The sequence below is a fragment of the Pseudomonas sp. B21_DOA genome (assembly GCA_030544685.1).
GTDB classification, from domain to species: domain Bacteria; phylum Pseudomonadota; class Gammaproteobacteria; order Pseudomonadales; family Pseudomonadaceae; genus Aquipseudomonas; species Aquipseudomonas fluorescens_AO.
In genome coordinates this window covers 2189654-2212707 of sequence record CP086683.1, presented here as the reverse complement: position 1 = coordinate 2212707, position 23054 = coordinate 2189654, and the positions used below count along the sequence as shown (strand labels likewise).

The window sequence follows — 23054 nt, the reverse complement described above, 5'->3', positions numbered from 1 at the left end:
CCACATTGAAAGGAGATTCACCCATGAAAAAACTGCTGACCCTCGCCGCCGCCACCCTCCTCAGCGCCTGCCAATCAACCACCCCTGCCGGCAAGGCCAGCCTCGACGGCGAAGTCTTCTACCTGCAACGCATCGCCCTGCCCCCGAGCGCGACTTTGAGCGTGAGCCTGCAGGATGTGTCGCTGGCCGATGCGCCAGCCGTCGTCCTCGACCAACAGAAAGGCCCAATCAAAGGGCAGGTGCCGCTGCCGTTTCATTTGAGCTACGATCCGGCGCAGGTCAAATCCGGCCACCGTTACTCCATCAGCGCACGCATTGAAGTCAACGGCGAGCTGATGTTCATCACCACCGAAAACCACGCCGTGCAACTCGACGGCAACGACCCGCAGCCGCTGAAAATCCGCGTCGACGCCGTTCGTTAATCCACTTTCGCCACAAGGAAGCCGCCATGCGCCGCCCTACCCTTCGCTTCGCCGCCGCCTGCGCCGGCCTGCTGATCTCCGCCAACGCCTTGGCACTGTCGCTCAACGACCTGTCCCAGCAAGACGCCACCGGCGGCCTAAAGGACGCCCTGACCCAAGGCGCCCAGATCGCCGTGAAACAACTCGGCACCCCGGGCGGCTTCAGCAACAACCCCGAAGTGAAAATCGAACTGCCGGGCAAACTCGGCAAAGCCGCCAGCAAAATGAAAGCCTTCGGCATGGGCGCCCAGGTCGAAGAACTGGAAACCGCGATGAACAAAGCCGCCGAATCCGCAGTGACCCAGGCCCAGCCCATCCTCGTCGACGCGGTGAAGAAAATGAGCGTCGCCGACGCCAAAGGCATCCTCAGCGGCGGCAATGATTCCGCTACCCAGTACCTGAACAAATCCAGCCGCGAACAGATCCGCGCGAAATTCCTGCCCATCGTCAAACAAGCCACCGACAAGGTCGGCGTCGCGCAGAAATACAACGCTTTTGCAGGTCAAGCTGCGGCCTTCGGCGTAGTCGATGCGAAGAGCGCGAACGTTGAGAGCTACGTTACTGAACAGGCACTCAATGGTTTGTTCGAGATGATCGGCAAACAGGAAGAGACGATACGTCAGAACCCGGCCGCTGCTGCGACGAGTCTGGCGAAGAAGGTGTTTGGTACGCTTTAGGACGTCATCACACCGGGGCGAATTAATTCGCCCCGATGTTCTTCTCCTCCTAAAAGCCCCCGCAAAAAGAACACCGTCTCCCTGCCCAACGTTCTTTTGACGAATATCTGCAACTGCTCCAGCCCTTCCAGAATCGACGCCGCCTCGCTACCCGAGCAGGAAAAATTTTCCGCGACATTGCTCGCCGTAAACTCCTTCGCCTCCCCGCTTTTAGCCACTTGATACAACGCGCGCTGCCGTTCCGTCAGTTGGGCAATTACGCCAGAGCTCGTCAGCCAGCGCTCAAAGTCCTGAGTATCAGCCAGACTCTTGCGGTACACAGTTGTAAAACCGACCACGGCTCGCAAAATTACCGCGCATTGAAACTCGATGAAATAAGTCAGATCCAGCTCATCCGCCTCGGTGTGTAGGTAGGAGCGTCCGTATTTCACCGGTGCATTGCGCAGCAGCAGACTGATCGCAATGTAGCGAAACGCCGCGAACTCATGTTTGAACATGAACCAGTAAAACAAGGCTCTCGCGACCCGCCCGTTACCGTCGCGAAATGGATGTTCATAACCCATGGCGAAATGCAGCGTCACGGCCTTGATCAGTGGATGCAGATAATTTTTGTCCAGAATCGAGGCAGCGGGCCGGTTGATCCAGGCGGACAGCCTCGCCAACCGCGCAACCAATCCTGCAGCAGGAGGTGGTCGGTGCACGGTGTTGCCTGAACCATCCTGAACAACCACCTCATCATTGGTCCGAAACAATCCGGGGAGTACTGCTCGTCATCGATCCCTCCACACCCACTCGATGGATCTCTGCAATCAGCTCAATGCTCAGAGGTTCATAACGCTTTTCCCAAGCGAAATTCATCATTCGATAATTACCCATGACCATGCGCTCATCCGGCGTCCGCGGCTGGCGCTGATGCTTGAGCATGTCCTTGGCAACACGAGTCGTGGTCGCCGCACCCTCCAACTGGCTACTGGCGATGGCCTCGTCTTCGATCAAGTCATTGAGCAGACAACAGAAATGCGCCCGCTCGCCGATCTGACTGGTCATGTACTCCAGCGCGGCCGTACTGGCGTAACGATCCACCACAGACAAGGTTTTCTGCGCCAACGGCGTCGGCACGTATTTGCCCCACTGCACCGGCTCGCCCAACGGCAACAAATGAATGTACTGGGCCGCCCGCGCCTTTTTCACCAACGCCCAACAAAGATTCGCGTCCAACCCTCCCGCCCAGCGATAGCGCAACGCCTCGAATGGCAGATAGCGCCCCTGGTCATCCAGCGGCTTGAGAAGCGCCAGATAATCCGCTAGTCGTTGCTTGTGGGGCGAGCGGGCCAACAGGTCGAAAACAGGATCCGTTCTGCCGGCTAATGGCGGTGGTTTCTTCATCGGACAGACTCAAGGACTCGGAAAACAGAACCCGGAGTACAGCATTCGACGGCCAGCGCCTCAAGATCGGAGGATTCTGAAAAAACTGTAGGAAGACAGCGCGAATTGGCGATTCGAAATGAATTGGCTGTCAGACCGCCTTCGCGAGCAAGCTCGCTCCCACAGGAGATCGAGTACATCTGATGGAGAATGGTTGGCCGAGAGGGCGGCATCGCGAGCAGGCTCACTCCTACAATTGGATCGGGTACACCCGCGAAATCAGGTCAGCTGTCAGGCCTCCTTCGCGAGCAGGCTCGCTCCCACAGAAAAGCAAGCAGCGCAGCTGCCCGCGGCGAAGCCGCACCACTCAACAATGAGCGCAAGCTCGAGTGCTCTTGATCTTGATCCACCGGCGACGTCGGAAGGCTGAGTGGAGGGATTGATCCGGGCGTGGGAGCGCAGCGACCGTCTGGCGCAGCCAGACACAGCGGAAGGAGGTGCAGCGAAGCAAACCGTAGCCGCTGCGCCCGGATCAGTCCCGGAGCGAAGGGACCCGAGCCTGCGAGGGCCGAACGTAGGAGCTAGCGTTTTTTGCTTACTTTTTTGGCGCTTGTAAAAAGTAAGTCGCCGTCAGGCGAAACCGCCAGCAGCCGCTACCGCAGCAACGGATATTCGCGCAAAACCCCAACAGCCTGGTCGGCCCGAAGGCCGCCAAGGATCAACCCTCCCGACGAACCCTGAACCAGGCCGCATACAACGCCGGCAAAAACAACAGCGTCAGCGCCGTAGCCACAATCAACCCGCCCATGATCGCCACCGCCATCGGCCCGAAAAACACACTGCGCGACAGCGGAATCATCGCCAGCACCGCCGCCAGTGCCGTCAACACAATCGGCCGGAAGCGCCGCACCGTAGCCTCGATAATCGCCTGCCAGGGCTTAAGCCCAGACGCAATATCCTGCTCGATTTGATCAACCAGAATCACCGAATTGCGCATGATCATCCCGGACAACGCGATCGTCCCCAGCATCGCCACAAACCCGAACGGCTGGCGGAACACCATCAGAAACAGGGTCACCCCGATCAAGCCCAACGGCGCGGTGAGAAACACCATCGCCGTACGCGAGAAACTGCGCAGCTGCACCATCAGCAAGGTCAGCACCACGACGATGAACATCGGCACCCCGGCGTTCACCGACTTCTGCCCGCGCTCGGAATCCTCCACCGTGCCGCCGACATCCAGCAGATAACCATCGGGCAATTCAGCGCGAATCGGGTCCAGCGTCGGCATGATCTGCTTGACCAGCGTCGCCGGTTGTTCCTTGCCATAAATGTCCGCGCGCACGGTCACGTTCGGCAGCCGATTGCGGTGCCAGATGATGCCTTCTTCGAAGCCATATTCCAGCGTAGCAATCTGCGACAACGCCACGCTGCGACCGTTATCCGTCGGCACCGCGAGACTCGGCAATAGCGACAACTCAGTACGTTCATGCACGGTGCCGCGCAGCAGAATCTCGATCAATTCGTTGTCTTCGCGGTACTGGCTGACCGTCGAGCCGACCAGTGAACTCTGCAGGAATTTCGCCAGATTGGCCGTGCTTACGCCAAGCGCGCGAGCGCGATCCTGATCGATGTTCAGATAAACAACTTTGCTCGGCTCCTCCCAGTCCAGATGCACGTTGACCACATGCGGATTCTCGCGAACCTTCGCTGCGACTTTGCGCGCCAACGCACGGACTTCTTCAATGTGCTCGCCAGTGACGCGGAACTGCACCGGATAGCCAACCGGCGGGCCGTTTTCCAAACGAGTGACCCGCGAACGCAGGGCCGGGAACTGTTCGTTGAGGGTTTCGATTAACCAGCTGCGCAGCGCTTCACGCTCTTCAATGGTTTTCGCCAACACGACGAACTGGGCAAAACTCGCCGCCGGCAGTTGCTGATCCAGCGGCAGATAAAAGCGTGGCGAACCGGTGCCGACATAGGCCACGTAATTGTCGATGCCGGCGTGCTCCTTGAGCAGCGCTTCGAGGCGTTTGACTTCGCTGGTGGTATTGGCCAGCGAAACACCTTCGGCCAATTTCAGGTCGACCATCAACTCCAGCCGGTTCGAAGCCGGAAAGAACTGCTGCGGGACGAAGCGGAACAACATCACCGAGGCGATAAACAGGCCGACGGTGAGCACGATCACCGTCTTGCGATGGGCCACGCACCACTCCACCAGACGCCGCACGCGCTGATAGAACGGCGTGGCATACGGATCAGGCTGACCATCGCCAGTACCGTGTTTTGCCGCGTGAATTTTCGCCAGATCCGGCAGGAGTTTTTCCCCAGATACGGCACGAACATCACCGCCGCGACCCACGACGCGAGCAAGGCAATGGTCACCACCTGGAAAATCGAGCGGGTATATTCGCCGGTGCCGGACTGCGCAGTGGCAATCGGCAGGAAACCGGCGGCGGTGATCAACGTGCCGGTGAGCATCGGGAATGCGGTGCTGGTCCAGGCATAACTCGCGGCGCGAATGCGGTCGAAGCCTTGCTCCATTTTGATCGCCATCATTTCCACAGCGATGATCGCGTCGTCCACCAGCAAACCCAGCGCAAGCACCAGCGCACCGAGGGAAATCTTGTGCAGGCCGATCCCGAGGTAATACATGCAGGCGAAGGTCATCGCCAGCACCAGCGGAATGGTTAGCGCGACGACCATGCCGGTGCGCACGCCGAGGAGAAGAAACTCACCAGCAAGACGATCGCCAGCGCCTCAACCAACACCTGAACGAACTCGCCGACGCCGGTTTTGACCGCTGCCGGCTGGTCGGACACCTTGCGCAGCTGCATGCCGGCCGGAAGGTTTTTCTGGATTCGCGAGAACTCGCCTTCCAGCGCTTTGCCTAGCACCAGAATGTCGCCGCCGTCCTTCATTGCCACGGCCAGACCGATCGCATCGTCGCCCATGAAACGCATGCGCGGCGCCGGTGGATCGCTGAAACCGCGACGCACATCGGCGATATCGGCGATGCGGAACGTACGATCGGCGACGCGGATCGGAAAGCTCTTTATCTCATCGACTGTCTGAAAATTCCCCGAAACACGTAACTGCAAGCGCTCGCTGCCGGTCTCGAAGAACCCTGCCGTGGACACCGCGTTCTGCTCTTCCAGCGCCTGCTGCACCGCCGCCAGCGGCAAGCCGAGGGTGGCGAGTTTGACGTTGGACAGCTCGACCCAGATTTTCTCGTCCTGCAGGCCGAGCAGTTCGACCTTGCCAACGTCCTTGACCCGCTGCAGCTGGATCTGGATGCGATCGGCGTAATCCTTGAGCACGGCGTAGTCGAAACCGTCGCCCGTCAGCGCATAGATATTGCCGAAAGTGGTGCCGAACTCATCGTTGAAGAACGGCCCCTGGATTCCCGGCGGCAGGGTCTGGCGGATATCGCCGACCTTCTTGCGCAACTGATACCAGAGGTCGGGGATGTCCTTGGAGTGCATCGAATCGCGAGCAATGAAAGTGACCTGGGATTCACCGGGGCGAGAGAACGACATGATCCGTTCGTACTCGCCGGTTTCCATCAGCTTTTTTCGATGCGTTCGGTGACCTGGCGCGAGACCTCCTGCGCGATCGCACCGGGCCAGCGGGTCTGAATGACCATCGCCTTGAAGGTGAACGGCGGGTCTTCACTCTGGCCGAGTTTGGTGTAGGACAACGCGCCGACAACGGCGAGCAAAAGCATCAGGAACAGTACGATCTGGCGATTACGCAACGCCCATTCGGAGAGGTTGAAGCGCATCGGGGCTTACTCCTTGTTCGCCAGATTGACCACACGGTTGGAACGATCCACTGGTCGCACCTGCTGGCCGTCGAGCAATACGTGAACACCGGCAGCCACTACCCAGTCGCTGGCATTCAGGCCTTCGAGCACCGCCACGCTTTTCTCGCCGAACGGACCGACCCGCACGGGGGTTTTCTTCAACGTGTTGTTGCCGTTGACCACCCAGACGTAGGTCGCGCCGTTTTCAGCGGTCAGCGCGGAAAGCGGTATCGACAACGAGACACTGTCGGCCGACTGCACGAACACCCGGGCGCTTTGCCCCAATTCGGCCGGGACTTTGCCGCTGGTGAACGAGATGCGCGCGGCAAAAGTGCGTGAACGCGGATCGGCGGACGGCGACAACTCGCGGATCTGCCCGGCGAAGCGTTGATTCTGCTGTGCCCACAACTCCACGGTCACTGGCTGACCGACCTTGAAGCGGCCAAAGCTTTGCTCCGGCAGGCTGATCAACACTTCGCGCTCACCATCGGTGGCGAGGGTGAACACGGTTTGCCCGGCAGCGACCACTTGGCCGACTTCCACCGAACGCTTGGCCACCACACCGTCCTGTGGCGCACGCAGCACCGCGTAACTGGCCTGGTTGGTCGAAACGTTGAATTCGGCTTTGATTTGTTTAAGGCGCGCTTCGCCGGAGCGATATAGATTTTCCGCGTTGTCGTAGGCCGAGCGGCTGACCATCTGCCGCTCCATCAGGGTTTTGTAGCGATCGCGCTCAGCGCGCACCAGGTTCAGATTGGCCTCGGCGGCAGCAACCTGCGCGCGGGTGGCTTCCAGTTGCAGGCGCACATCCTGCGGATCGAGTTCGGCCAATGGCTGATCGGCCTTGACGCGCTGGCCTTCGTCGACCAGTCGTCGGCTGACTTTGCCGCCGATGCGGAACGCCAGATCAGGCTCATAACGGGCTCGCACCTCGCCCGGATAACTTTCCATCGCCTGCGCCGAAGGCTCGGGCTGTACCACCATGGCCGGTCGCACGGTGACTTTGGTCACCTCTTCCTGACCGCACGCCGATAACAGGAACGCCAGACTGACTGGCACGGCAAAGGACAACGCATGGCGGAACATGGTGACGGACCTTTCGCGAATGAGGCTTGGAATATTTATACTGGCGGGTATGGTATTAATAGCAAACTCACCAGTCCAGTATTAAAAGCGAAGAATGTCGAACAATCTTTCAGCTCCAAACGGTCCGGGTCGTCCCAAGGATCTGGCCAAGCGCCAGGCGATCCTGGATGCGGCAAAAACCCTGTTTCTCTGCCATGGCTACGCCAACACCAGCATGGACGCGGTGGCCAGCGAGGCCGGCGTGTCGAAGCTGACGGTCTACAGCCATTTCAACGACAAGGAGACGCTGTTTTCCGCTGCCGTCGTCGCGAAATGCGAGGAGCAATTGCCACCGTTGTTTTTCGAATTGCCGGAAAACATCCCGGTGGAAAATGTATTGCTGAACATTGCCCGGGGCTTCCACCAACTGATCAACAGCGATGAATCGGTAAACCTGCATCGTCTGATCATGGCGCTGGGCAGCCAGGATCCGAAGCTGTCGCTGATCTTCTTCGAGGCTGGTCCAGAGCGCGTAGTCAGCGGCATGGAAGGTTTGCTGACGAAGATCCATGCGACCGGAGCGCTGAGCATCGACCAGCCACGCAACGCTGCTGAGCACTTCTTTTGCCTGATCAAAGGCGCGGGAAATTTTCGTTTGTTGTACGGCTGCGGCGAGCCGCTGACCGGAGAGGCAGCGGAACGGCATGTGCGCGAGGTGGTGGGGTTGTTTATGAGGGCCTATGGGGAGGAGCAGCTGCGAGCTTCTAGCTACAAGCTGCAAGAAAAAGCAAAAGCAGTGAATTGGCTCTGGCTTGTAGCTTGTAGCTTGTAGCTTGTAGCTTGCAGCTGCCTTTAAGACTTCAGCGCTTTTTTCGGATAAATGTCATACCGGCTCGATTTGCCATCCAGCGCATGGCTCGGTTTCGGCCCTTCGATGCAGGGTGCCTTGCGCGGACGCTTGACCACCACCCGGTGCGTGGCCAGCGCCAGCGCGGCTTCAAGCAAGGCAGGGGCATCCGGGTCATCGCCGACCAGCGGGCGGAACAGGCGCATTTCCTTTTTCACCAGCGCGGTTTTCTCACGATGCGGGAACATCGGGTCGAGATAGATCACCTGCGGCGGCTCCCTTCCCAACTGCGCATCACTTCGATGGAATTGCCTTTGAGCAATTTCATCCGCGCAACGATTGGCGCTACATCGAAATCTTCTGCCGCTCGGGCCAGGCCGTCCTCAAGCAGTGCGCCGATCAGCGGCTGACGCTCGATCAGGCTCATTTCACAACCGAGACTGGCCAACACAAACGCGTCCTTGCCCAGGCCTGCCGTGGCATCCAGCACCCGCGGGCGCACGCCTTGGGCGATGCCGACCGCTTTAGCGATCATCTGGCCGCTGCCGCCACCATACAAACGACGATGCGCCGCGCCGCCCTCGACAAAGTCGACCCGCACCGGGCCCGGGGCATCCGGGCCGAGCTGCTGCAACTGCAAACCCTGCTCGCCGACCTGCAAGGCGAACTCGCCGTCCGCCTCGCCGAGCGGCAGGCCGAGACGTTCGGCCCAGTGTTCGGCTTGCGCTTGAAACGTCGGGGCGAGGGCCTGGACATGGATGCGGCAGGCCGCGGGTGACTCGATCATGAAAAAACGCTCAAAAAAGTTAAGGATCGACAAAAACCGCCGATAAACCATTCAACGCGCATTTTGCCAGAGCTGAGCGTCAACCGAAAAAAATGTCAGGCATTCTTCCCACATCGATTGGCTACGTTTCGCCCCACGGCGACTTCAGCCGTCATAACACTCAAGCACTGAGCGGCGTCAGTCACCTGTGGCAGGATTTCTTTGCCCAGGCCCTGGCCGAACAGACGAGTGAAGTGGTGCCTGCCTGTGGCACGTTTCCACCGGTTGACCTGAACAGCCCGGAAGAACCAACCGTTGGCAGCGAGCTGCACGCGCACATCGTCAGCCAGCGTGAGTGCGATGTGGTCGAAACCCAGGTTCGCCCGCCAGAGCCACTGTTCCTGCCGATCGCCGAGTTCGAAATGGAGCTGCTGGACAAGCCGTTCCCACCGTTCCCGCCAGAAGAACTCAAAGCCCAGCAAGAGCAACAGGATTTCGACAGCAGCTGGGTGCGCCCGATTGTGATCAACAATGGCCAGCCAGTGCCGGAGCCAGGCCCTGCTCCGCAGAAACGTCCGCTGTACCTGCCGATTGCCGAGTTCGACCTAGACTTGCTGCAGAAGCCTTACCCGCCGTTCCCGCCGGAAGAAATCGTCGAGCAACAGAAAGCTCTGGACTTCGATAATGGCTGGGCGCGCCCGATCGTTCTGCAGAACCTGCGCCTCGCCGCCTGATTCTCAGCGACACACGCTCCAGCGCCCGACATCGACATGAAAGTGATTGCGATGAGCGGCGTTGTAATCCGGGCTCAACACCACACTGAATGACTCACAGGCGCCGTCACGCAGCTGGCGCAGAAACTCTGCGTCCTGATTCTGCTTGGGCCAATCCTTGAGCACGCTGATCGTGCGCCCGTCAGACAGGCGGAAACCGGCGATGTCCAGCGCGTCGGCACTGGCGTGTCGACTGAGCGCACCGTTCTCACGGTTGTAGACATTGCGACAGGCAAAGCTGCCCAAGTGATCGACCCGCGCGATCTTCTGGCGGTAAACCGATTGCGCCGCCGGTTGCAGGGTGTGGTGTTCAAACATCGCGTAGGCCACCGCCAGCGGGCAACTGGCGATGAAACTGCTGCTCAGTGCCACTTCACCGCCCTGCACCCGCAGAGCGCCGATCAGCGGACACTTGGCCCCGGGACTGTCGGCCTGACGGCTGTAGCGCAAATCCGAGCTGCTCAATGCCTGTGCGCACAATTCAGGATCACTGCGCAGGCGTATGAGTTTGTAACCGGTCAGCCAGTTGGGCGCGTTTTTTATGTCCAATGGCGCCCACGGGTTCCACTGTGGCGGCACCTCCAGCCAGCCGCGCCAGACACTTACCGCTGCACCACCCATCGCGAGCAACAGCCCCCAGAACAGCCAACGTCCCATGCTCAGTCCTTGAAGAATTGATTGGCCCTGGCGTACGGCATCGACTGTGACGTGAAGCCAAAGGTGCCGGATTGCTGGATTTCTTCAGCCGCGCGGAAGAACTCGCCGAACGCCGCCAGCGCCAGTGCCGAGCCGGTGCTGATGCGGCGTACGCCCATTTCCTCAAGTTGCTGCACGGTCAGTTTCAAACCGCCAGACATCAACACATTGACCGGTTTTGGCGCCACCGCTTGCACCACTGCGCGTACTTCCTCGGCGCTGCGCAAACCCGGTGCATAGAGGACGTCGGCACCCGCTTCGGCAAATGCCTGCAATCGGCGAACGGTGTCGTCGAGGTCAGGGTTGCCGTGCAGGTAGTTTTCCGCTCGAGCGGTGAGGATGAAGCGAAACGGCAGCGTGCGCACCGCCGCGACAGCGGCTTCAATGCGCGCCACGGCGTGTTCGAAGCAATAGATCGGTGCGTCCGGGCGCCCTGTCGCGTCTTCGATCGACCCGCCCACCGCGCCCGCTTCGGCGGCGCGCAGAAGACTCTGCGCGGACTCCAGCGGATCATCGGCAAAACCGTTTTCCAAATCCACCGCCACAGGCAGATCCGTCGCTGCGACAATCGCCCGGACATTGGCCAGGGTCTCGTCGAGACTTAGCGCACCATCAGCCTTGCCCTGGGAAAACGCGTAACCGGCACTGGTGGTGGCCAAGGCCTGATAGCCGAGACTGGCGAGCATCTTCGCCGAGCCGGCATCCCACGGATTGGGAATGACGAAGATCCCCTGGCGATCATGCAGGGCCTTGAAGGCTTGGGCTTTGAGGAGTTGCTGTGGACTGACTTCGACGTTCATCGACGAGCTCCCGGGCAGAAAAAACCGCCTCAGAGCAAGCCAAGCTGCTCGACGGCGGGTTCTCTGTATAGCTCAGGCAACGTGGGCAAGCCAGGCAAACGTTGCATCAGCTGGGCGTGAAAACGTTGCGCGAGTTTCGCTGCCAACAGGTTGTCGGCGGTGTGCAGGAAGATGTAAGGCGTGCGCCCCTCTTCGATCCATTCAGCAATCTTCGCCACCCACGGCATGAGAAACGCATCGTTGGCCTCAAGCTCGGGATGGCCGATGAAGCGCACCTGCGGAAACTGGGTAAACGCCGCGGGACGCGTCGGTACACGCGGCTTTTTCGATTGTGCGTGGATCACCGAGGACTCGGTCGACAGGCAACTGAACAGCGCGCGCGGGTCGAGACAGATGCGCTCGACACCGCGATCCAGCAACAGACGATTGAGCAGACGCTCGCTCTCGCCCTTGGCGAAGAACTGTTCATTGCGCACCTCGACCGCGAGCGGGCAATCCAGCGCATCGATAAACGCCGCGAGCTCCGGCAGACGCTGCGGCGTGAAGCTTTTCGACAGTTGCAGCCACAGCGGCGAAACACGTTCGCCTAACGGCTTGAGTAATTGCAGGAAGGTTTCGGCAGCGGTCAGTTGCTCGCGCAAGTCGCCACTGTGGCTGATGTCGCCGGGGAATTTGGCAGTGAAGCGAAAGTGCGCCGGCATGATCTCGGCCCAGCGCTGCACAGTGGCTGGCGATGGGCTGGCGTAGAAGGTGGTGTTGCCTTCGACGGCGTTGAACACCTGGCAGTAGAGAGCGAGAAAGTCAGAAGTTTTTGCGTCTACCGGATACAGATACTCGCGCCAGGCATTTTCACTCCAGGACGGGCATCCGAGGTAGTAAGGCAAATTCATCAGATATACAGATCGAGGCCCAGCACGTCCGCATCCCAATCAACAAAACCGGCGGTGCTCAGGTAGCTGGCCAAGGCCATGGCTACGCTTTTCTTCATCGCGCGGTGGTAGATCATGTCTTGTTGGCGGGCAGGCAGGTTGCTCAGGCGTTGCGCGGTGGCTTGGGCTGCACGGGCGGCCATCTGCTCTTCGCTCGGGAATTCCAGCTCGCCGTCGATGATGTCGACGGATTCATCCAGCGCCGCATTGCCTTTACGCGGCTTGCGCTTGATGGGGTAGGACTGAGTGGAAACGCCGTCTATACGCATAATGTCATGCTCGGTATCGATGATGGCAATTTAGCGGCACTTGACCGACTTAGCAAACCGCCGAGTGATAACTAGAACACAGAAAGCGCAAAAGGTTTTAAGGGAGCGGGAAGAAACTGACGATTGGCGATATTTGTATGTGACCAATAAACCTGTGGGAGCGGGCCCGCTCCCGAAGAGTCCAGCACATTCAACATATGCATTGACTGACCAGAAGCCTTCGCGAGCAGGCTCGCTCCCACAGGAGAAAGTGTCTGTCAGCGGACTTTGGGGGTGGCGACTTTATCGCGCAGGTAGACGGGCTGTGCGTCGTCCGCCGGGATCGCCTCGCCGCGTTCCCAGGCGAAACGCGCGAGCGTCAGCAAGTCTTCGGCGTGGGGCAGCATGCCCGCATCGGAGCCGCTCAGATTGACGGCAATGCGCTCGGCGTAGCCCCAACCGGTTCCGGCACCGAACCAGCCGCCGCCGGCATCAGCCGGCAGCGCCGCGACTTCCGGCGGCAGCACCGCTTCGGCGCCGACCAGGCGCATCTCCCCGCCGTCTCGCGGTAGCAGCCCCAATACACTTCATCCATCCGGGCATCGATGGCGGCCGCGACCTGGCTTACGCCATGCTCACGAAAGGCACGCTGCGCCAGCACGGCAAGGTTGGACACTGGCAACACCGGTCGATCCAGCGCAAAGGCCAAACCCTGCACGACACCAATGGCAATGCGCACACCGGTAAACGCGCCCGGGCCACGGCCGAAGGCAATCGCGTCGACCGCTTGCAGCGTGGTGCCGGCATCGGCGAGCAATTGCTGAATCATCGGCAGCAGCTTCTGCGCGTGCAAACGCGGGATCACCTCGTAATGGCTCGTGACCTTGCCGTCATGCAGCAAGGCAACGGAGCAAGCTTCAGTCGCGGTGTCCAGGGCCAGCAAGGTGCTCATCGATGTTTCCAAAACAGGGGTGGGGAAAAAGTGCGTCAGTATAAACAACTACGGCCCGCAAGCGGGCCGTGGATGATGCAGCCGATCAGACTTTTCAGCTCAGCGCGGCCAGCACCTTGGCGGTGATTGCATCGACCGAACCCACGCCCGGAATGTGGCTGTACTTCGGCTTGCCGCCGTTCTTGGCGGAAAGGTTCTGATAGAACTCCACCAGCGGCTTGGTCTGCGAATGGTAGACCGACAGGCGATGACGCACGGTTTCTTCAGTGTCGTCCTTGCGCTGCACCAGTTCTTCGCCGGTGATGTCGTCCTTGCCAGCCAGTTTCGGCGGGTTGTAGACGATGTGGTACACGCGGCCGCTGGCTTCGTGAACACGACGACCGGCGATGCGCTGGACGATTTCTTCGTCTTCAACAGCGATCTCGACCACGGCGTCCAGCTCGACACCGGCAGTGACCAGAGCTTCAGCCTGGGGAATGGTGCGCGGGAAGCCGTCGAACAGGAAACCGTTGGCGCAATCAGGTTGAGCGATGCGGTCCTTGACCAGCGCGATGATCAGGTCATCCGACACCAAGCCGCCGGCATCCATGATGCTCTTGGCTTGCACGCCCAGTGGAGTGCCGGCCTTGACCGCCGCACGCAGCATGTCGCCGGTGGAGATTTGCGGAATGCCGAATTTCTCGGTGATGAACTTTGCCTGAGTACCTTTACCGGCCCCGGGAGCTCCCAGCAGAATGACGCGCATCGATGTGCTCCTCAATTTTTTATATAAAAGCTTTACAAAACAAAGGATTCGCTCGTAACCGGCGGATCCTGAAAATACGGGTCGTGGCCGCACAAACGGCCAAAGGCTGATCAAGATACACAGCAGGCTGCGCCCACACAAGACGCCAAAAGTCGGAGAAACCGACGCCCGCCGTGACCTCGCGACGCGGTAACCCAAGTCGCAACCCCAACATTAACTGTCGCCTCGCGGCACTTTCCTACGCCAAGGGTGGCGACATCCGACTCTCATCGCGAATGCCGCCTGAACTGCTCAGCAACCTTAGCCGGTATTGCGCAATCCGGCGGCAATCCCCGCCACAGACACCAGCAGCGCCTGTTCCACCGGGCTGCCCTGCTCGACTTCCTGCTGCCGCGAACGCGCCAACAGTTCGGCCTGCAACAGATGCAGCGGGTCGAGGTAGGTATTGCGCAAGCGGATGAATTCGAGGGTGTCCGGACTGTGCGCCAGCAGCTGCGACTGCCCGGTCAGACCAAGCACCACGGAGCAGGCCTGCGACAATAGGTCGCGTAACTGCGCGCCCAACGGCAGCAGGTTCGCCTCGACCAAACGTTCGTCGTAGGACTGCGCAATATCCGCGTCGGCCTTGGCCAGAACCATCTCGAGCATGTCGATACGGGTGCGGAAGAACGGCCACTGTTCGCGCATCTGCCCGAGCAATTCGCCCTCGCCGCGCTCCAGCGCCTTGCTCAGTGCGGTCTCCCAGCCCAGCCAGGCCGGCAGCATCAGCCGCGTCTGGGTCCAGCCGAAAATCCACGGGATCGCCCGCAGGCTTTCGATACCGCCGGCGCGGCGCTTGGCCGGGCGACTGCCCAGAGGCAGACGTCCCAATTCCTGCTCCGGGGTCGACTGACGGAAGTATTCGACGAATTGCGGATTTTCCCGCACCACCTGGCGGTAAGCGCTGACACCGTCCGCCGCCAATTCGTCCATCAGATGCCGCCATTCAGGCGTCGGCGGCGGTGGTGGTAGCAAGGTCGCCTCGAGCACGGCGGCCAGATACAGATTGAGGTTTTGCTCGGCGATGTCCGGCAGGCCGAATTTGAAACGAATCATTTCGCCCTGCTCCGTGGTACGGAAACGCCCGGCCACCGAGCCCGGCGGCTGCGACAGAATCGCCGCGTGCGCCGGACCGCCGCCACGGCCAACGGTACCGCCGCGACCGTGGAACAGCAGCAGTTCGACTTGCTGTTCGCGGCAGATTTCCACCAGGCGTTCCTGCGCGCGATATTGCGCCCAAGCCGCAGCGGTGGTGCCGGCATCCTTGGCCGAGTCGGAATAGCCGATCATCACTTCCTGCGGGCCGTGCAGGCGCGCGCGATAGCCCGGCAACAACAGCAGACGCTCCATCACCGGTCCGGCGTTGTCGAGGTCGGCGAGGGTTTCGAACAGCGGCACCACGCGCATTGGCCGCAGGACACCAGACTCTTTGAGCAGCAGTTGCACCGCGAGCACATCAGAGGCGGCGCCAGCCATGGAGATCACGTAAGAACCCAGCGATGCAGCGGGTGCGGCGGCGATTTCCTTGCAGGTATTGAGCACTTCAGCGGTGTCGGCCGACGGTTTGAAATGCGCGGGCAGCAGCGGACGGCGGTTGCTCAATTCTTCGGTGAGGAAATTGATGCGCCGTTCTTCGTCCCATTCCTCATAGCGGCCGAGGCCGAGGTAATCGGTGATTTCGGTCATTGCCGAGCTGTGCCGGGTCGAATCCTGACGCACATCGAGGCGCACCAGAAACAGGCCGAACGTCACCGCGCGGCGCAGGCAATCGAGCAACGGCCCGTCAGCGATAACGCCCATGCCGCACTCGTGCAGCGAGTTGAAACACAGCTGCAAAGGCTCAAGCAGGTCGCGATTGTCGTGCAGCACATCGGCGGGTGCAGGGGTCGGGGCGGTCAATGCAGCGTGCGCCCAATTACGCGTCGCACGCAGACGTTCGCGCAATTGCTTGAGCACCGCGCGATAGGGTTCGGCACTGTCGCCGGCCTTGGCCTTCAGCGCGTCGCTGGCCTGCTGCATCGACAATTCGGCAGCAAGGTGATCGACATCGCGCAGATACAAATCAGCGGCCATCCAGCGCGCCAGCAGCAAGACTTCGCGAGTGACGGCGGCGGTGACATTGGGGTTGCCGTCACGGTCGCCGCCCATCCATGAGGCGAAGCGGATCGGCGCGGCTTCCAGCGGCAAGCGCAGGCCCGTGGCGGCGAACAGCGCCTGATCGGCCTTGCGCATATGGTTGGGGATCGCCTGCCACAAAGAATGCTCGATCACCGCAAAGCCCCATTTGGCTTCATCGACCGGCGTCGGGCGGGTGCGGCGGATTTCTTCGGTGTGCCAGGCTTCGGCGATCAAGCGCTGCAACCTGGTCTGGATCTGCTCGCGCTCGGCGCTCGTCAGGTCGCGATGATCCTGCGCGGCGAGTTGCGCGGCGATCGCGTCGTATTTCTGGATCAACGTGCGTCGCGCCACTTCGGTCGGGTGCGCGGTCAGCACCAGTTCGATTTCCAGCCGCGCCAGTTGCCGGGCCAGGGATTCGGCGCTGTGGCCTTCGCTGCGCAGGCGCGCGAGCAGTTCCGGCAATACCCGCGATTCGAACGGCGCCGGTTGTGACTCCTCGCGGCGATGGATCAACTGATATTGCTCGGCAATATTGGCCAGGTTGAGAAACTGGTTGAAGGCCCGGGCGACCGGGAGCAATTCGTCTTCGCTCAATTGATTGAGGCTGGCGCTGAGTTCGGCGTCCATCGAACCGCGCCGGTCGGCCTTGGCACCCTTGCGGATCTGCTCGATCTTGTCGAGGAACGCCTCGCCGTACTGGTCTCGAATGGTGTTGCCCAACAGCTCTCCGAGCAGGTGAACGTCTTCGCGCAAGCGTGCATCAATATCGGTCATCAGCAGTTCTCCAGCGGTAATCGGGGACAGCGCAGAAATGAATGCTTTGCCAGAGAGTGCCGCTCTGCGCCGCTTCTTACAAGCAGGCGACGAATCGACTTAAACCTTGCGCGCGAAAGCCAGTCTCAACAGTAAGCCGTACGACGGCCCGCTGCCGGCGCTGCCGGCCATTCACCCAGGCCTGCCATCCGCAGGCGCTAAATGAGGTCATCATGAAAATTCGTGAACTCGCCCAGCATTGGGAAGAAAACGCCAAAGGTCGCCTGACCGACACCGGCTACACGATTCATCTGGATGTGGAATCCGCCGCCAGGCTGGCGGCGATTGCCGAGATGTATCCCAAGCGCCATCCCGAAGAACTGCTCGGCGAACTGATCGGCGCCGCGCTCGAGGAGTTCGAAGCGAGCCTGCCGTATGTGAAGGGTTCGACGGTGGTGGCGACGGATGAGGAAGGTGATCCGTTGTACGAGGATGTCGGCCCGACGCCGCGTTTTCTGGCGTTGTCGCGGCGGCATTTGCATGATTTGTCCTCGGCTGAGAACAAGCAGAAGCACTGATTCCTGACACCGAGAAAAATGTGGGAGCGGGCTTGCCCGCGATGGCGGCAGTTCAGTCAAAGATGTGCTGAGCATGATGGCCTCATCGCTGGCAAGCCAGCTCCCACAGGGTGCTGATCATCCCTGATATCACCTTAAAACTCACCCGCGCGTACCGCTTCAAATCGCCAAAGTTCCCGTCCCAGAGCCTTGTCCAAACGGTCAATTTAATTTTTGGCGATAGGCCATCTTTTCTGAACTTTTCAAAAATGCCGCCGGTCGGAACAGGTAACCACGCCTGGAACGAGCGTTTCAATTCGCGTCAACAAGCGATGCTTTCGGCTCCTCTGCCAGGATGGATTCAGTTGTATTTTCAGGAGATGCCTAATGGAGTTGAAGACCATGAAAACCCAAACCTCGTTTTCCCACCTGCGCGGTCTGAAACTGGCCGCTCTGGCCATCGGCACCAGCTTCGTACTGGCCGGTTGCGCCGGTAACCCACCGACCGAGCAGTACGCCGTGACCCAATCGGCCGTAAACAGCGCCGTCAGCGCTGGCGGTACCGAGTTCGCCGCGGTGGAAATGAAGCAGGCTCAGGACAAACTGAAACAAGCTGAAATCGCCATGCACGACAAGAAGTATGACGAAGCCCGTCGCCTGTCCGAACAGGCTGAATGGGACGCTCGCGTCGCTGAACGCAAGGCTCAGGCCGCCAAGGCCGAACAGGCTGTGAAGGATTCCCAGAAAGGTGTTCAGGAACTGCGTCAGGAAAGCCAGCGCACCGTGCAGTAAGCGCGCATCCCGACCGCAAAGCTGAAACTCTTACCGATAGAAAGGACGACAAATTATGCGTAAGCAACTGATGATTCCCGCTCTTCTGGCCGCAAGCGTTGCCCTGGCTGCCTGCTCCACCCCGCCTAACCCGAACCTGGAACAGGCGCGCACCAACTATGCCGGCCTGCAGGCCAACCCACAGGCGAGCAAAGTCGCAGCACTGGAAACCAAAGACGCCAGCGATTACCTGGACAAGGCCGACAAGGCTTATCTGGACAAAGAAGACGCAGCCAAGGTTGATCAACTGGCTTACCTGACCAACCAGCGCGTGGAAGTGGCCAAGCAGACCATCGCTCTGCGCACCGCTGAAAACAATCTGAAAAACGCCGCCGCCCAACGAGCTCAGGCTCGCCTGGACGCGCGTGACCAGCAGATCAAACAGCTGCAGGACAGCCTCAATGCCAAGCAGACCGATCGCGGCACGCTGGTAACTTTCGGTGACGTGCTGTTCGCCACCAACAAGGCTGATCTGAAATCCAGCGGTCTGGTGAACATCAACAAACTGGCGCAATTCCTTCAGGAAAACCCGGATCGCAAAGTGATCGTCGAGGGTTACACCGACAGCACTGGCACCGCCAGCTACAACCAGTCGCTGTCCGAGCGCCGCGCGACTTCCGTGCAGATGGCTCTGATCAAGATGGGCGTCGATCCTTCGCGCATCGTCGCTCAGGGTTATGGCAAGGAATACCCGGTAGCGGATAACGGCAGCGTCTCGGGCCGTGCGATGAACCGTCGTGTGGAAGTGACCATTTCCAACGACAACCAGCCAGTAGCACCGCGTTCTTCGGTGAGCTCGAACTAAGCTTCACCTGGTGACGCAAAAGCCCCGCCTGACTTGATCAGGCGGGGCTTTTTCATGCGCGACCAGAAATTCCTTGTGGGAGCGAGCCTGCTCGCGAAAGCGGAGTGTCATACACATCAATGTTGAAGGTGAAACCGTATTCGCGAGCAGGCTCGCTCCCACATTTGATGGGGTTACTGCTCAAGCTTCTGCGGGGTCTCTTCACCCATGCAACGCACGGCTTTCTTCTGCGCATTGACCAACACCCCGGTCAACCCTTTCTGCTCGGTATCAAACAACACCAGCACGCCATCAATGCACTGCGCCACTTGCGGCGCGGGGGTCAGCGAGACTTTGTAGTCTTCGCCGGGCACGGTCTTGAGCATGGTGAATTCATTGAGCAGCAGCGCATCCTCCGGCTTGGCAAAGTGCAGGTAGCCGTAGTACCACAGCGCCCCGACGGTGCCGAGGATGCTGCAGATACCGGTGATGATCAGCGGGATGGCATTACGTTCTTCAGTCATTGCGGGGTCTCATCTTCAGAATTCGGGGGCGGCGGATAGTTGGGGATTTCGCCGAGGCGGCGCAGGCCGTCGAAGTGTTCCGGATCGTCGAGATAGCGCAGCATGACCTGCCGCCACACCGGGTCGCCGAAGGTCTGCACATGACCACCACGGGTCAGCTGCAACACGCGCGGCGGCGGCGCTGCCTGATACAGGCGTATGCCGTTGGCCATCGGCACCAGCGGATCGTCGATGCTGTGGAAGATCAGCTTGGGCACGCCCGTCAGCTGCGCCATTGAGTTGATCGCGCTGTCGCCGTCCGGCACCAGCCACGACAGCGGCACTTGCAATGGCCAGGTCAGCCACGAAGTGCTGAGGGCGAATTGACCGACACTGCGATAACTGGCCGGCACGCCATCCAGCACCAAAGCCTTGAGTTGTTTTTGCCGCTCCGGGTGCTGCGCCAGCCAATGCACCGACATCGCGCCGCCCAGACTCTGCCCGAGCAGCACCAGCGGTTTGCCTTTGACCTCAGGCGCGTTGTCGAGCCAGGCGAACGCCGCGTCGATGTCCTGATAGATCGCCGGCAGGCTCGGCTTGCCTTCGGACAAACCGTAGCCGCGATAGTCCACCAGCAGCACCTGATAGCCGTTCTTCGGCAACCACCAACTGCCGCCCAGATGCATCGGCAGATTACCGCCGTTGCCGTGCAGATGCAGGACCGTGCCTTTGACCTCGACCCCAGGTTTGGCCGGCAGCCACCAGGCGTTGAGTTTCAAGCCATCCGCGGTGACCAGCGTGACGGTGCGGTATTCGAGCTTGGCTTTGTCCGGGGTGAAGACCTGACCCGGTTCGGGATAAAACAGCAGCGAACTGCAACCGCCGAGGGTCAAGAGCAGGCAAAGAATGCCGAGGATTCTCATCCGGTGAAACCTCGCAAAAACGTGAGACCAACGCAGATCAAATGTGGGAGCGGGCTTGCTCGCGAAGGCGGTGTGTCAGTCGACACCTTTTTTGAATGTCAGACCGCTTTCGCGAGCAAGCCCGCTCCCACAGGGGATATACGGGTTGGGGTTAAAGGATATTGGAGTAGTCCGCCTCAATCCGGTCCAGGCTCAAATGGTTGAGGAAGTTGGAGAAACACATCCACGCCGACAACGCATTCAAGTCACGGAACTGATCCGGCAGATACTTGGGCGGCACCACCAGCCCTTCATCCACCAGTTGCCGCAGGGTACGCATGTCTTCCAGGGTGGTCTTGCCGCAGAACAACAGCGGGATCTGCTCAAGCTTGCCCTTGCGCACGGCCAACTGAATGTAGTTGTAAACCATGATGAAGCCCTTGAGGTAGGACAAGTCTTTGGTGAATGGCAGACCGGTCGGCGTCGACCCACGGAACACCCGGCTGGCGTTGCCGTAGCTTTCGGCCATTTCGAAACCTTGCTCGCGGAAGAATTCGTAGATCTGCAAGAAGTCCGCGCCCTCCTCGACCATATGAATCGCACGGGTGCGGTTGGTCAGTTTGCGCAGGCGGCTCGGGTAGGAGGCGAAGGTGATGATTTCCATCAGGATCGCCAAGCCTTCCTGGGTCACCGTGGACGAGGGTGGGCCTTTCGACAGGAAGGTGCAGATCGGCTGATTCAAGCCATTGAGTGTGGTGCCGACGTGCACCAGGCCTTCGTGGACTTCCAGAGCGCGCACGTCGCGGTCGTTGAACAGCGCATCGGTGCGGATCTTGATGTAGTCGGCGCCCGCCGCAGCGTCGGCGACGATGCCGTCGGACTCGAACACGCGAATGGTTTCTTCGGCTTCGCCAAACACCTTGTTCAAGCGGGTTTGCAGCAGGTGCACCGCGTCCTTGGCGGTAAGGATTTTCGGTTCGTCCTTGAGGTCGCCGCGCCCGTCGATGTTGTTCAGGTAGTCGGACATCATCAGGCCGAGGTCGGCGAGGGTCGGGTCACCGGCGTGGAAGGCATCGGACGCCGCGCCGTACAGCTCTTGCGAGATCAGGCCGAAATCCTCGGTGCCGCGCGCTTCGAGCATGCGCACCACCATGCGGTATTCCTTGCACATGCGCCGCATGATCTGCCCGACCGGGTTGAACTGGCCGAGCTGGCGGGTGATGTCGCGCTCGATGTTCTGGAATTCCAGTTTGACCTGGCTCGAATCGAACGACAGCGGGCGGTTGAGGTAGTAGTCGCGATCCACCGCCGGCATTTCCTTGCCTTTGGCCTTGAGGAAGCCCTTGCGCACATTGTCGTCCCACTTGACCGCATCGAGCACGCGGATAGGCGTCTGCGCCAGCACAATGCGGTCGGACAACATGCGTATCGTCTGCTGGTAATCGTCCACCCGTAACTCCTGTAGAAAACGTGACGTGCTGAAACTCAGTCTTTTGATCGTTCCCACGCTCTGCGTGGGAACGTCGCCCGGACGCTCCGCGTCCCTTTTGCTGCGTGACGCAGAGCGTCACAGGATGCATTCCCACGCGGAGCGAGGGAACGATCATCAACGGCTCGCTCCCACGGGGTGTAGCGTGAAACGCTAGACCGACGCCAATACAAGGTGCATATACCGCGTCAGGATCCCGAGCATGTCCTCTTCGGCCAATGGCTCGGCGTCATTGAGCAGGCCCTGATATTCCATCCGCCCGATAATCGCCGTCAACACCTTGGCATCCTGCTGCGGTTCACGCGAGCCCAGTACCTGGAACAACTGGCAGGTGCCCTGCAACAGAATCTGCTGGTGAGAGCGCACCAGAATGGCCAGACGCGGATTGAGCAGCGCTTCCTGGCGGAACGCCTGTTCGGCCATCAGATGCTCACGGCGGTTGATCAGTTGCCGATGCACGTAATCGGCCATCAATCGCGCAATGTCATCGGCCAGTTGCGAGCGCGACTCCGGGCTGCCGTCGGCGCTGACCACCATTTCGCGCAACAGGCCTTCGTTGTTGATCCACAACTTGGCCATGTACGCCGCGCTGCGTTCAACGTATTGGGCGAAGGTATCGGTGAGCAGGTCATCGATGTCCTTGAAGTAATACGTGGTCGCCGACAGCGGCACGCCGGCCTCCGCCGCGACCGCACGATGGCGCACGGCACGCACGCCGTCGCGCACGACAATGCGCATCGCGGCGTCGAGAATGTCCTGGCGACGCTGCTCACTGCCCTGTCGGCTGGCCTTGCGGCCCTGGTACTGAACACTTTCAGCGACCGCAGTGGCGATACCCGCTGCACCTTCTTGAGCTATTGCACCCATCACGACAGCACTTCCTCTACTAATTCCAAATTAACCAATTGATACATTTGTACCAGACAGGCAATAAAAAGCCGCCTGTTTT

The 23054-nt window shown here is 60.2% G+C and carries 19 protein-coding genes and 4 pseudogenes; 7 read left to right on the top strand and 16 right to left on the bottom strand.

Annotated features, from left to right (window positions below):
* The first annotated feature begins 23 nt into the window (after positions 1–23).
* Both LJU32_10035 and LJU32_10030 read left to right on the top strand, forming a co-directional pair.
* Positions 24–422 (top strand): YbaY family lipoprotein, encoded by a 399-nt coding sequence (locus tag LJU32_10035; GenBank protein WKV90463.1) that lies wholly within the window; start codon positions 24–26, stop codon positions 420–422.
* Between the two features lie 26 nt (positions 423–448).
* The gene (locus tag LJU32_10030; GenBank protein ID WKV90462.1) at positions 449–1138 is read left to right on the top strand and encodes a DUF4197 domain-containing protein; all 690 of its coding nucleotides are present in this window, start codon (positions 449–451) and stop codon (positions 1136–1138) included.
* Here the strand turns inward: LJU32_10030 and LJU32_10025 are convergent.
* The 4 genes and pseudogenes from LJU32_10025 to LJU32_10010 form a co-directional block, all read right to left on the bottom strand.
* The gene (locus LJU32_10025) at positions 1135–1890 is read right to left on the bottom strand and encodes a Fic family protein (GenBank protein WKV90461.1); all 756 of its coding nucleotides are present in this window, start codon (positions 1888–1890) and stop codon (positions 1135–1137) included. The two genes, LJU32_10030 and LJU32_10025, sit on opposite strands and share 4 nt — an antisense overlap.
* Positions 1874–2524 carry a hypothetical protein gene (locus tag LJU32_10020; protein WKV90460.1) on the bottom strand — a complete coding sequence of 217 codons (651 nt, stop codon included), beginning with the start codon at positions 2522–2524 and terminating at the stop codon, positions 1874–1876. Before LJU32_10020 ends, LJU32_10025 begins: the two co-directional genes overlap by 17 nt.
* 697 nt (positions 2525–3221) lie before the next feature.
* A pseudogene (locus LJU32_10015) lies at positions 3222–6287 on the bottom strand (efflux RND transporter permease subunit).
* Between the two features lie 6 nt (positions 6288–6293).
* Positions 6294–7394 carry an efflux RND transporter periplasmic adaptor subunit gene (locus LJU32_10010; protein ID WKV90459.1) on the bottom strand — a complete coding sequence of 367 codons (1101 nt, stop codon included), beginning with the start codon at positions 7392–7394 and terminating at the stop codon, positions 6294–6296.
* 94 nt (positions 7395–7488) lie between these two features.
* Between LJU32_10010 and LJU32_10005 the strand changes: the two are divergent.
* A pseudogene (locus LJU32_10005) lies at positions 7489–8115 on the top strand (TetR/AcrR family transcriptional regulator).
* A 110-nt stretch (positions 8116–8225) separates the two neighbouring features.
* On the opposite strand, the pseudogene LJU32_10000 reads toward LJU32_10005, so the two are convergent.
* Positions 8226–9007, bottom strand: a pseudogene (locus LJU32_10000) (class I SAM-dependent methyltransferase).
* 92 nt (positions 9008–9099) lie between these two features.
* On the opposite strand from LJU32_10000, the gene LJU32_09995 reads away from it, so the two are divergent.
* A complete protein-coding gene (locus LJU32_09995) occupies positions 9100–9720 on the top strand; it encodes an energy transducer TonB (protein WKV90458.1) in 621 nt (206 codons plus the stop codon).
* A 3-nt stretch (positions 9721–9723) separates the two neighbouring features.
* Here LJU32_09995 and LJU32_09990 read toward each other — a convergent pair whose 3' ends face one another.
* From LJU32_09990 to ppc, 7 genes and pseudogenes are all read right to left on the bottom strand, one after another.
* Positions 9724–10416 (bottom strand): extensin family protein, encoded by a 693-nt coding sequence (locus tag LJU32_09990; protein ID WKV90457.1) that lies wholly within the window; start codon positions 10414–10416, stop codon positions 9724–9726.
* Positions 10417–10418: 2 nt separating this feature from the next.
* On the bottom strand, positions 10419–11255 hold the full coding sequence (locus LJU32_09985) for an isocitrate lyase/phosphoenolpyruvate mutase family protein (GenBank protein WKV90456.1): 837 nt from the start codon (positions 11253–11255) through the stop codon (positions 10419–10421).
* 29 nt (positions 11256–11284) lie between these two features.
* Entirely contained in the window at positions 11285–12145 is an 861-nt protein-coding gene (locus tag LJU32_09980) for a DUF72 domain-containing protein (GenBank protein ID WKV90455.1), read from the bottom strand.
* A complete protein-coding gene (locus LJU32_09975; protein ID WKV90454.1) occupies positions 12145–12453 on the bottom strand; it encodes a hypothetical protein in 309 nt (102 codons plus the stop codon). The genes LJU32_09980 and LJU32_09975 overlap by 1 nt, the downstream gene beginning before the upstream one ends.
* Before the next feature lie 434 nt (positions 12454–12887).
* Positions 12888–13384 (bottom strand): annotated as a pseudogene (gene tsaB / locus LJU32_09970) (tRNA (adenosine(37)-N6)-threonylcarbamoyltransferase complex dimerization subunit type 1 TsaB).
* 94 nt (positions 13385–13478) lie between these two features.
* Positions 13479–14129, bottom strand: a complete 651-nt coding sequence (gene adk / locus LJU32_09965) for an adenylate kinase (protein ID WKV90453.1) — start codon at positions 14127–14129, stop codon at positions 13479–13481.
* A 300-nt stretch (positions 14130–14429) separates the two neighbouring features.
* Positions 14430–17060, bottom strand: a complete 2631-nt coding sequence (gene ppc / locus LJU32_09960) for a phosphoenolpyruvate carboxylase (GenBank protein ID WKV90452.1) — start codon at positions 17058–17060, stop codon at positions 14430–14432.
* A 212-nt stretch (positions 17061–17272) separates the two neighbouring features.
* Here ppc and LJU32_09955 point away from each other — a divergent pair, with 212 nt between their 5' ends.
* The 3 genes from LJU32_09955 to LJU32_09945 all read left to right on the top strand — a co-directional run bounded on the left by LJU32_09955 (position 17273) and on the right by LJU32_09945 (position 19232).
* Positions 17273–17617, top strand: coding sequence for a pilin assembly protein (locus LJU32_09955; protein WKV90451.1), 345 nt, complete (start codon positions 17273–17275; stop codon positions 17615–17617).
* A 366-nt stretch (positions 17618–17983) separates the two neighbouring features.
* The gene (locus LJU32_09950) at positions 17984–18388 is read left to right on the top strand and encodes a DUF4398 domain-containing protein (protein WKV90450.1); all 405 of its coding nucleotides are present in this window, start codon (positions 17984–17986) and stop codon (positions 18386–18388) included.
* Between the two features lie 55 nt (positions 18389–18443).
* Positions 18444–19232: an OmpA family protein gene (locus tag LJU32_09945; GenBank protein WKV90449.1), complete on the top strand. Its 789-nt coding sequence runs from the start codon at positions 18444–18446 to the stop codon at positions 19230–19232.
* A gap of 173 nt (positions 19233–19405) precedes the next feature.
* Here LJU32_09945 and LJU32_09940 read toward each other — a convergent pair whose 3' ends face one another.
* The 4 genes from LJU32_09940 to LJU32_09925 form a co-directional block, all read right to left on the bottom strand.
* Complete coding sequence (locus tag LJU32_09940; protein ID WKV90448.1) at positions 19406–19735, bottom strand: hypothetical protein; 330 nt, start codon at positions 19733–19735, stop codon at positions 19406–19408.
* Positions 19732–20637, bottom strand: coding sequence for an alpha/beta hydrolase (locus tag LJU32_09935; GenBank protein ID WKV90447.1), 906 nt, complete (start codon positions 20635–20637; stop codon positions 19732–19734). Before LJU32_09935 ends, LJU32_09940 begins: the two co-directional genes overlap by 4 nt.
* Positions 20638–20788: 151 nt before the next feature.
* Complete coding sequence (locus tag LJU32_09930) at positions 20789–22039, bottom strand: flavohemoglobin expression-modulating QEGLA motif protein (protein WKV91076.1); 1251 nt, start codon at positions 22037–22039, stop codon at positions 20789–20791.
* 219 nt (positions 22040–22258) lie between these two features.
* Complete coding sequence (locus LJU32_09925) at positions 22259–22972, bottom strand: TetR family transcriptional regulator (protein ID WKV90446.1); 714 nt, start codon at positions 22970–22972, stop codon at positions 22259–22261.
* Positions 22973–23054 lie beyond the last annotated feature (82 nt).

Excerpts from the sequence above, each read along its gene's own strand:
- LJU32_10035 (WKV90463.1), top strand. The coding sequence starts at position 24 with ATGAAAAAACTGCTGACCCTCGCCGCCGCCACCCTCCTCAGCGCCTGC.
- LJU32_10030 (WKV90462.1), top strand. The coding sequence starts at position 449 with ATGCGCCGCCCTACCCTTCGCTTCGCCGCCGCCTGCGCCGGCCTGCTG.
- LJU32_10020 (WKV90460.1), bottom strand. The coding sequence starts at position 2,524 with ATGAAGAAACCACCGCCATTAGCCGGCAGAACGGATCCTGTTTTCGAC.
- LJU32_10010 (WKV90459.1), bottom strand. The coding sequence starts at position 7,394 with ATGTTCCGCCATGCGTTGTCCTTTGCCGTGCCAGTCAGTCTGGCGTTC.
- LJU32_09995 (WKV90458.1), top strand. The coding sequence starts at position 9,100 with ATGTCAGGCATTCTTCCCACATCGATTGGCTACGTTTCGCCCCACGGC.
- LJU32_09990 (WKV90457.1), bottom strand. The coding sequence starts at position 10,416 with ATGGGACGTTGGCTGTTCTGGGGGCTGTTGCTCGCGATGGGTGGTGCA.
- LJU32_09985 (WKV90456.1), bottom strand. The coding sequence starts at position 11,255 with ATGAACGTCGAAGTCAGTCCACAGCAACTCCTCAAAGCCCAAGCCTTC.
- LJU32_09980 (WKV90455.1), bottom strand. The coding sequence starts at position 12,145 with ATGAATTTGCCTTACTACCTCGGATGCCCGTCCTGGAGTGAAAATGCC.
- LJU32_09975 (WKV90454.1), bottom strand. The coding sequence starts at position 12,453 with ATGCGTATAGACGGCGTTTCCACTCAGTCCTACCCCATCAAGCGCAAG.
- adk (WKV90453.1), bottom strand. The coding sequence starts at position 14,129 with ATGCGCGTCATTCTGCTGGGAGCTCCCGGGGCCGGTAAAGGTACTCAG.
- ppc (WKV90452.1), bottom strand. The coding sequence starts at position 17,060 with ATGACCGATATTGATGCACGCTTGCGCGAAGACGTTCACCTGCTCGGA.
- LJU32_09955 (WKV90451.1), top strand. The coding sequence starts at position 17,273 with ATGAAAATTCGTGAACTCGCCCAGCATTGGGAAGAAAACGCCAAAGGT.
- LJU32_09950 (WKV90450.1), top strand. The coding sequence starts at position 17,984 with ATGGAGTTGAAGACCATGAAAACCCAAACCTCGTTTTCCCACCTGCGC.
- LJU32_09945 (WKV90449.1), top strand. The coding sequence starts at position 18,444 with ATGCGTAAGCAACTGATGATTCCCGCTCTTCTGGCCGCAAGCGTTGCC.
- LJU32_09940 (WKV90448.1), bottom strand. The coding sequence starts at position 19,735 with ATGACTGAAGAACGTAATGCCATCCCGCTGATCATCACCGGTATCTGC.
- LJU32_09935 (WKV90447.1), bottom strand. The coding sequence starts at position 20,637 with ATGAGAATCCTCGGCATTCTTTGCCTGCTCTTGACCCTCGGCGGTTGC.
- LJU32_09930 (WKV91076.1), bottom strand. The coding sequence starts at position 22,039 with ATGTTGTCCGACCGCATTGTGCTGGCGCAGACGCCTATCCGCGTGCTC.
- LJU32_09925 (WKV90446.1), bottom strand. The coding sequence starts at position 22,972 with ATGGGTGCAATAGCTCAAGAAGGTGCAGCGGGTATCGCCACTGCGGTC.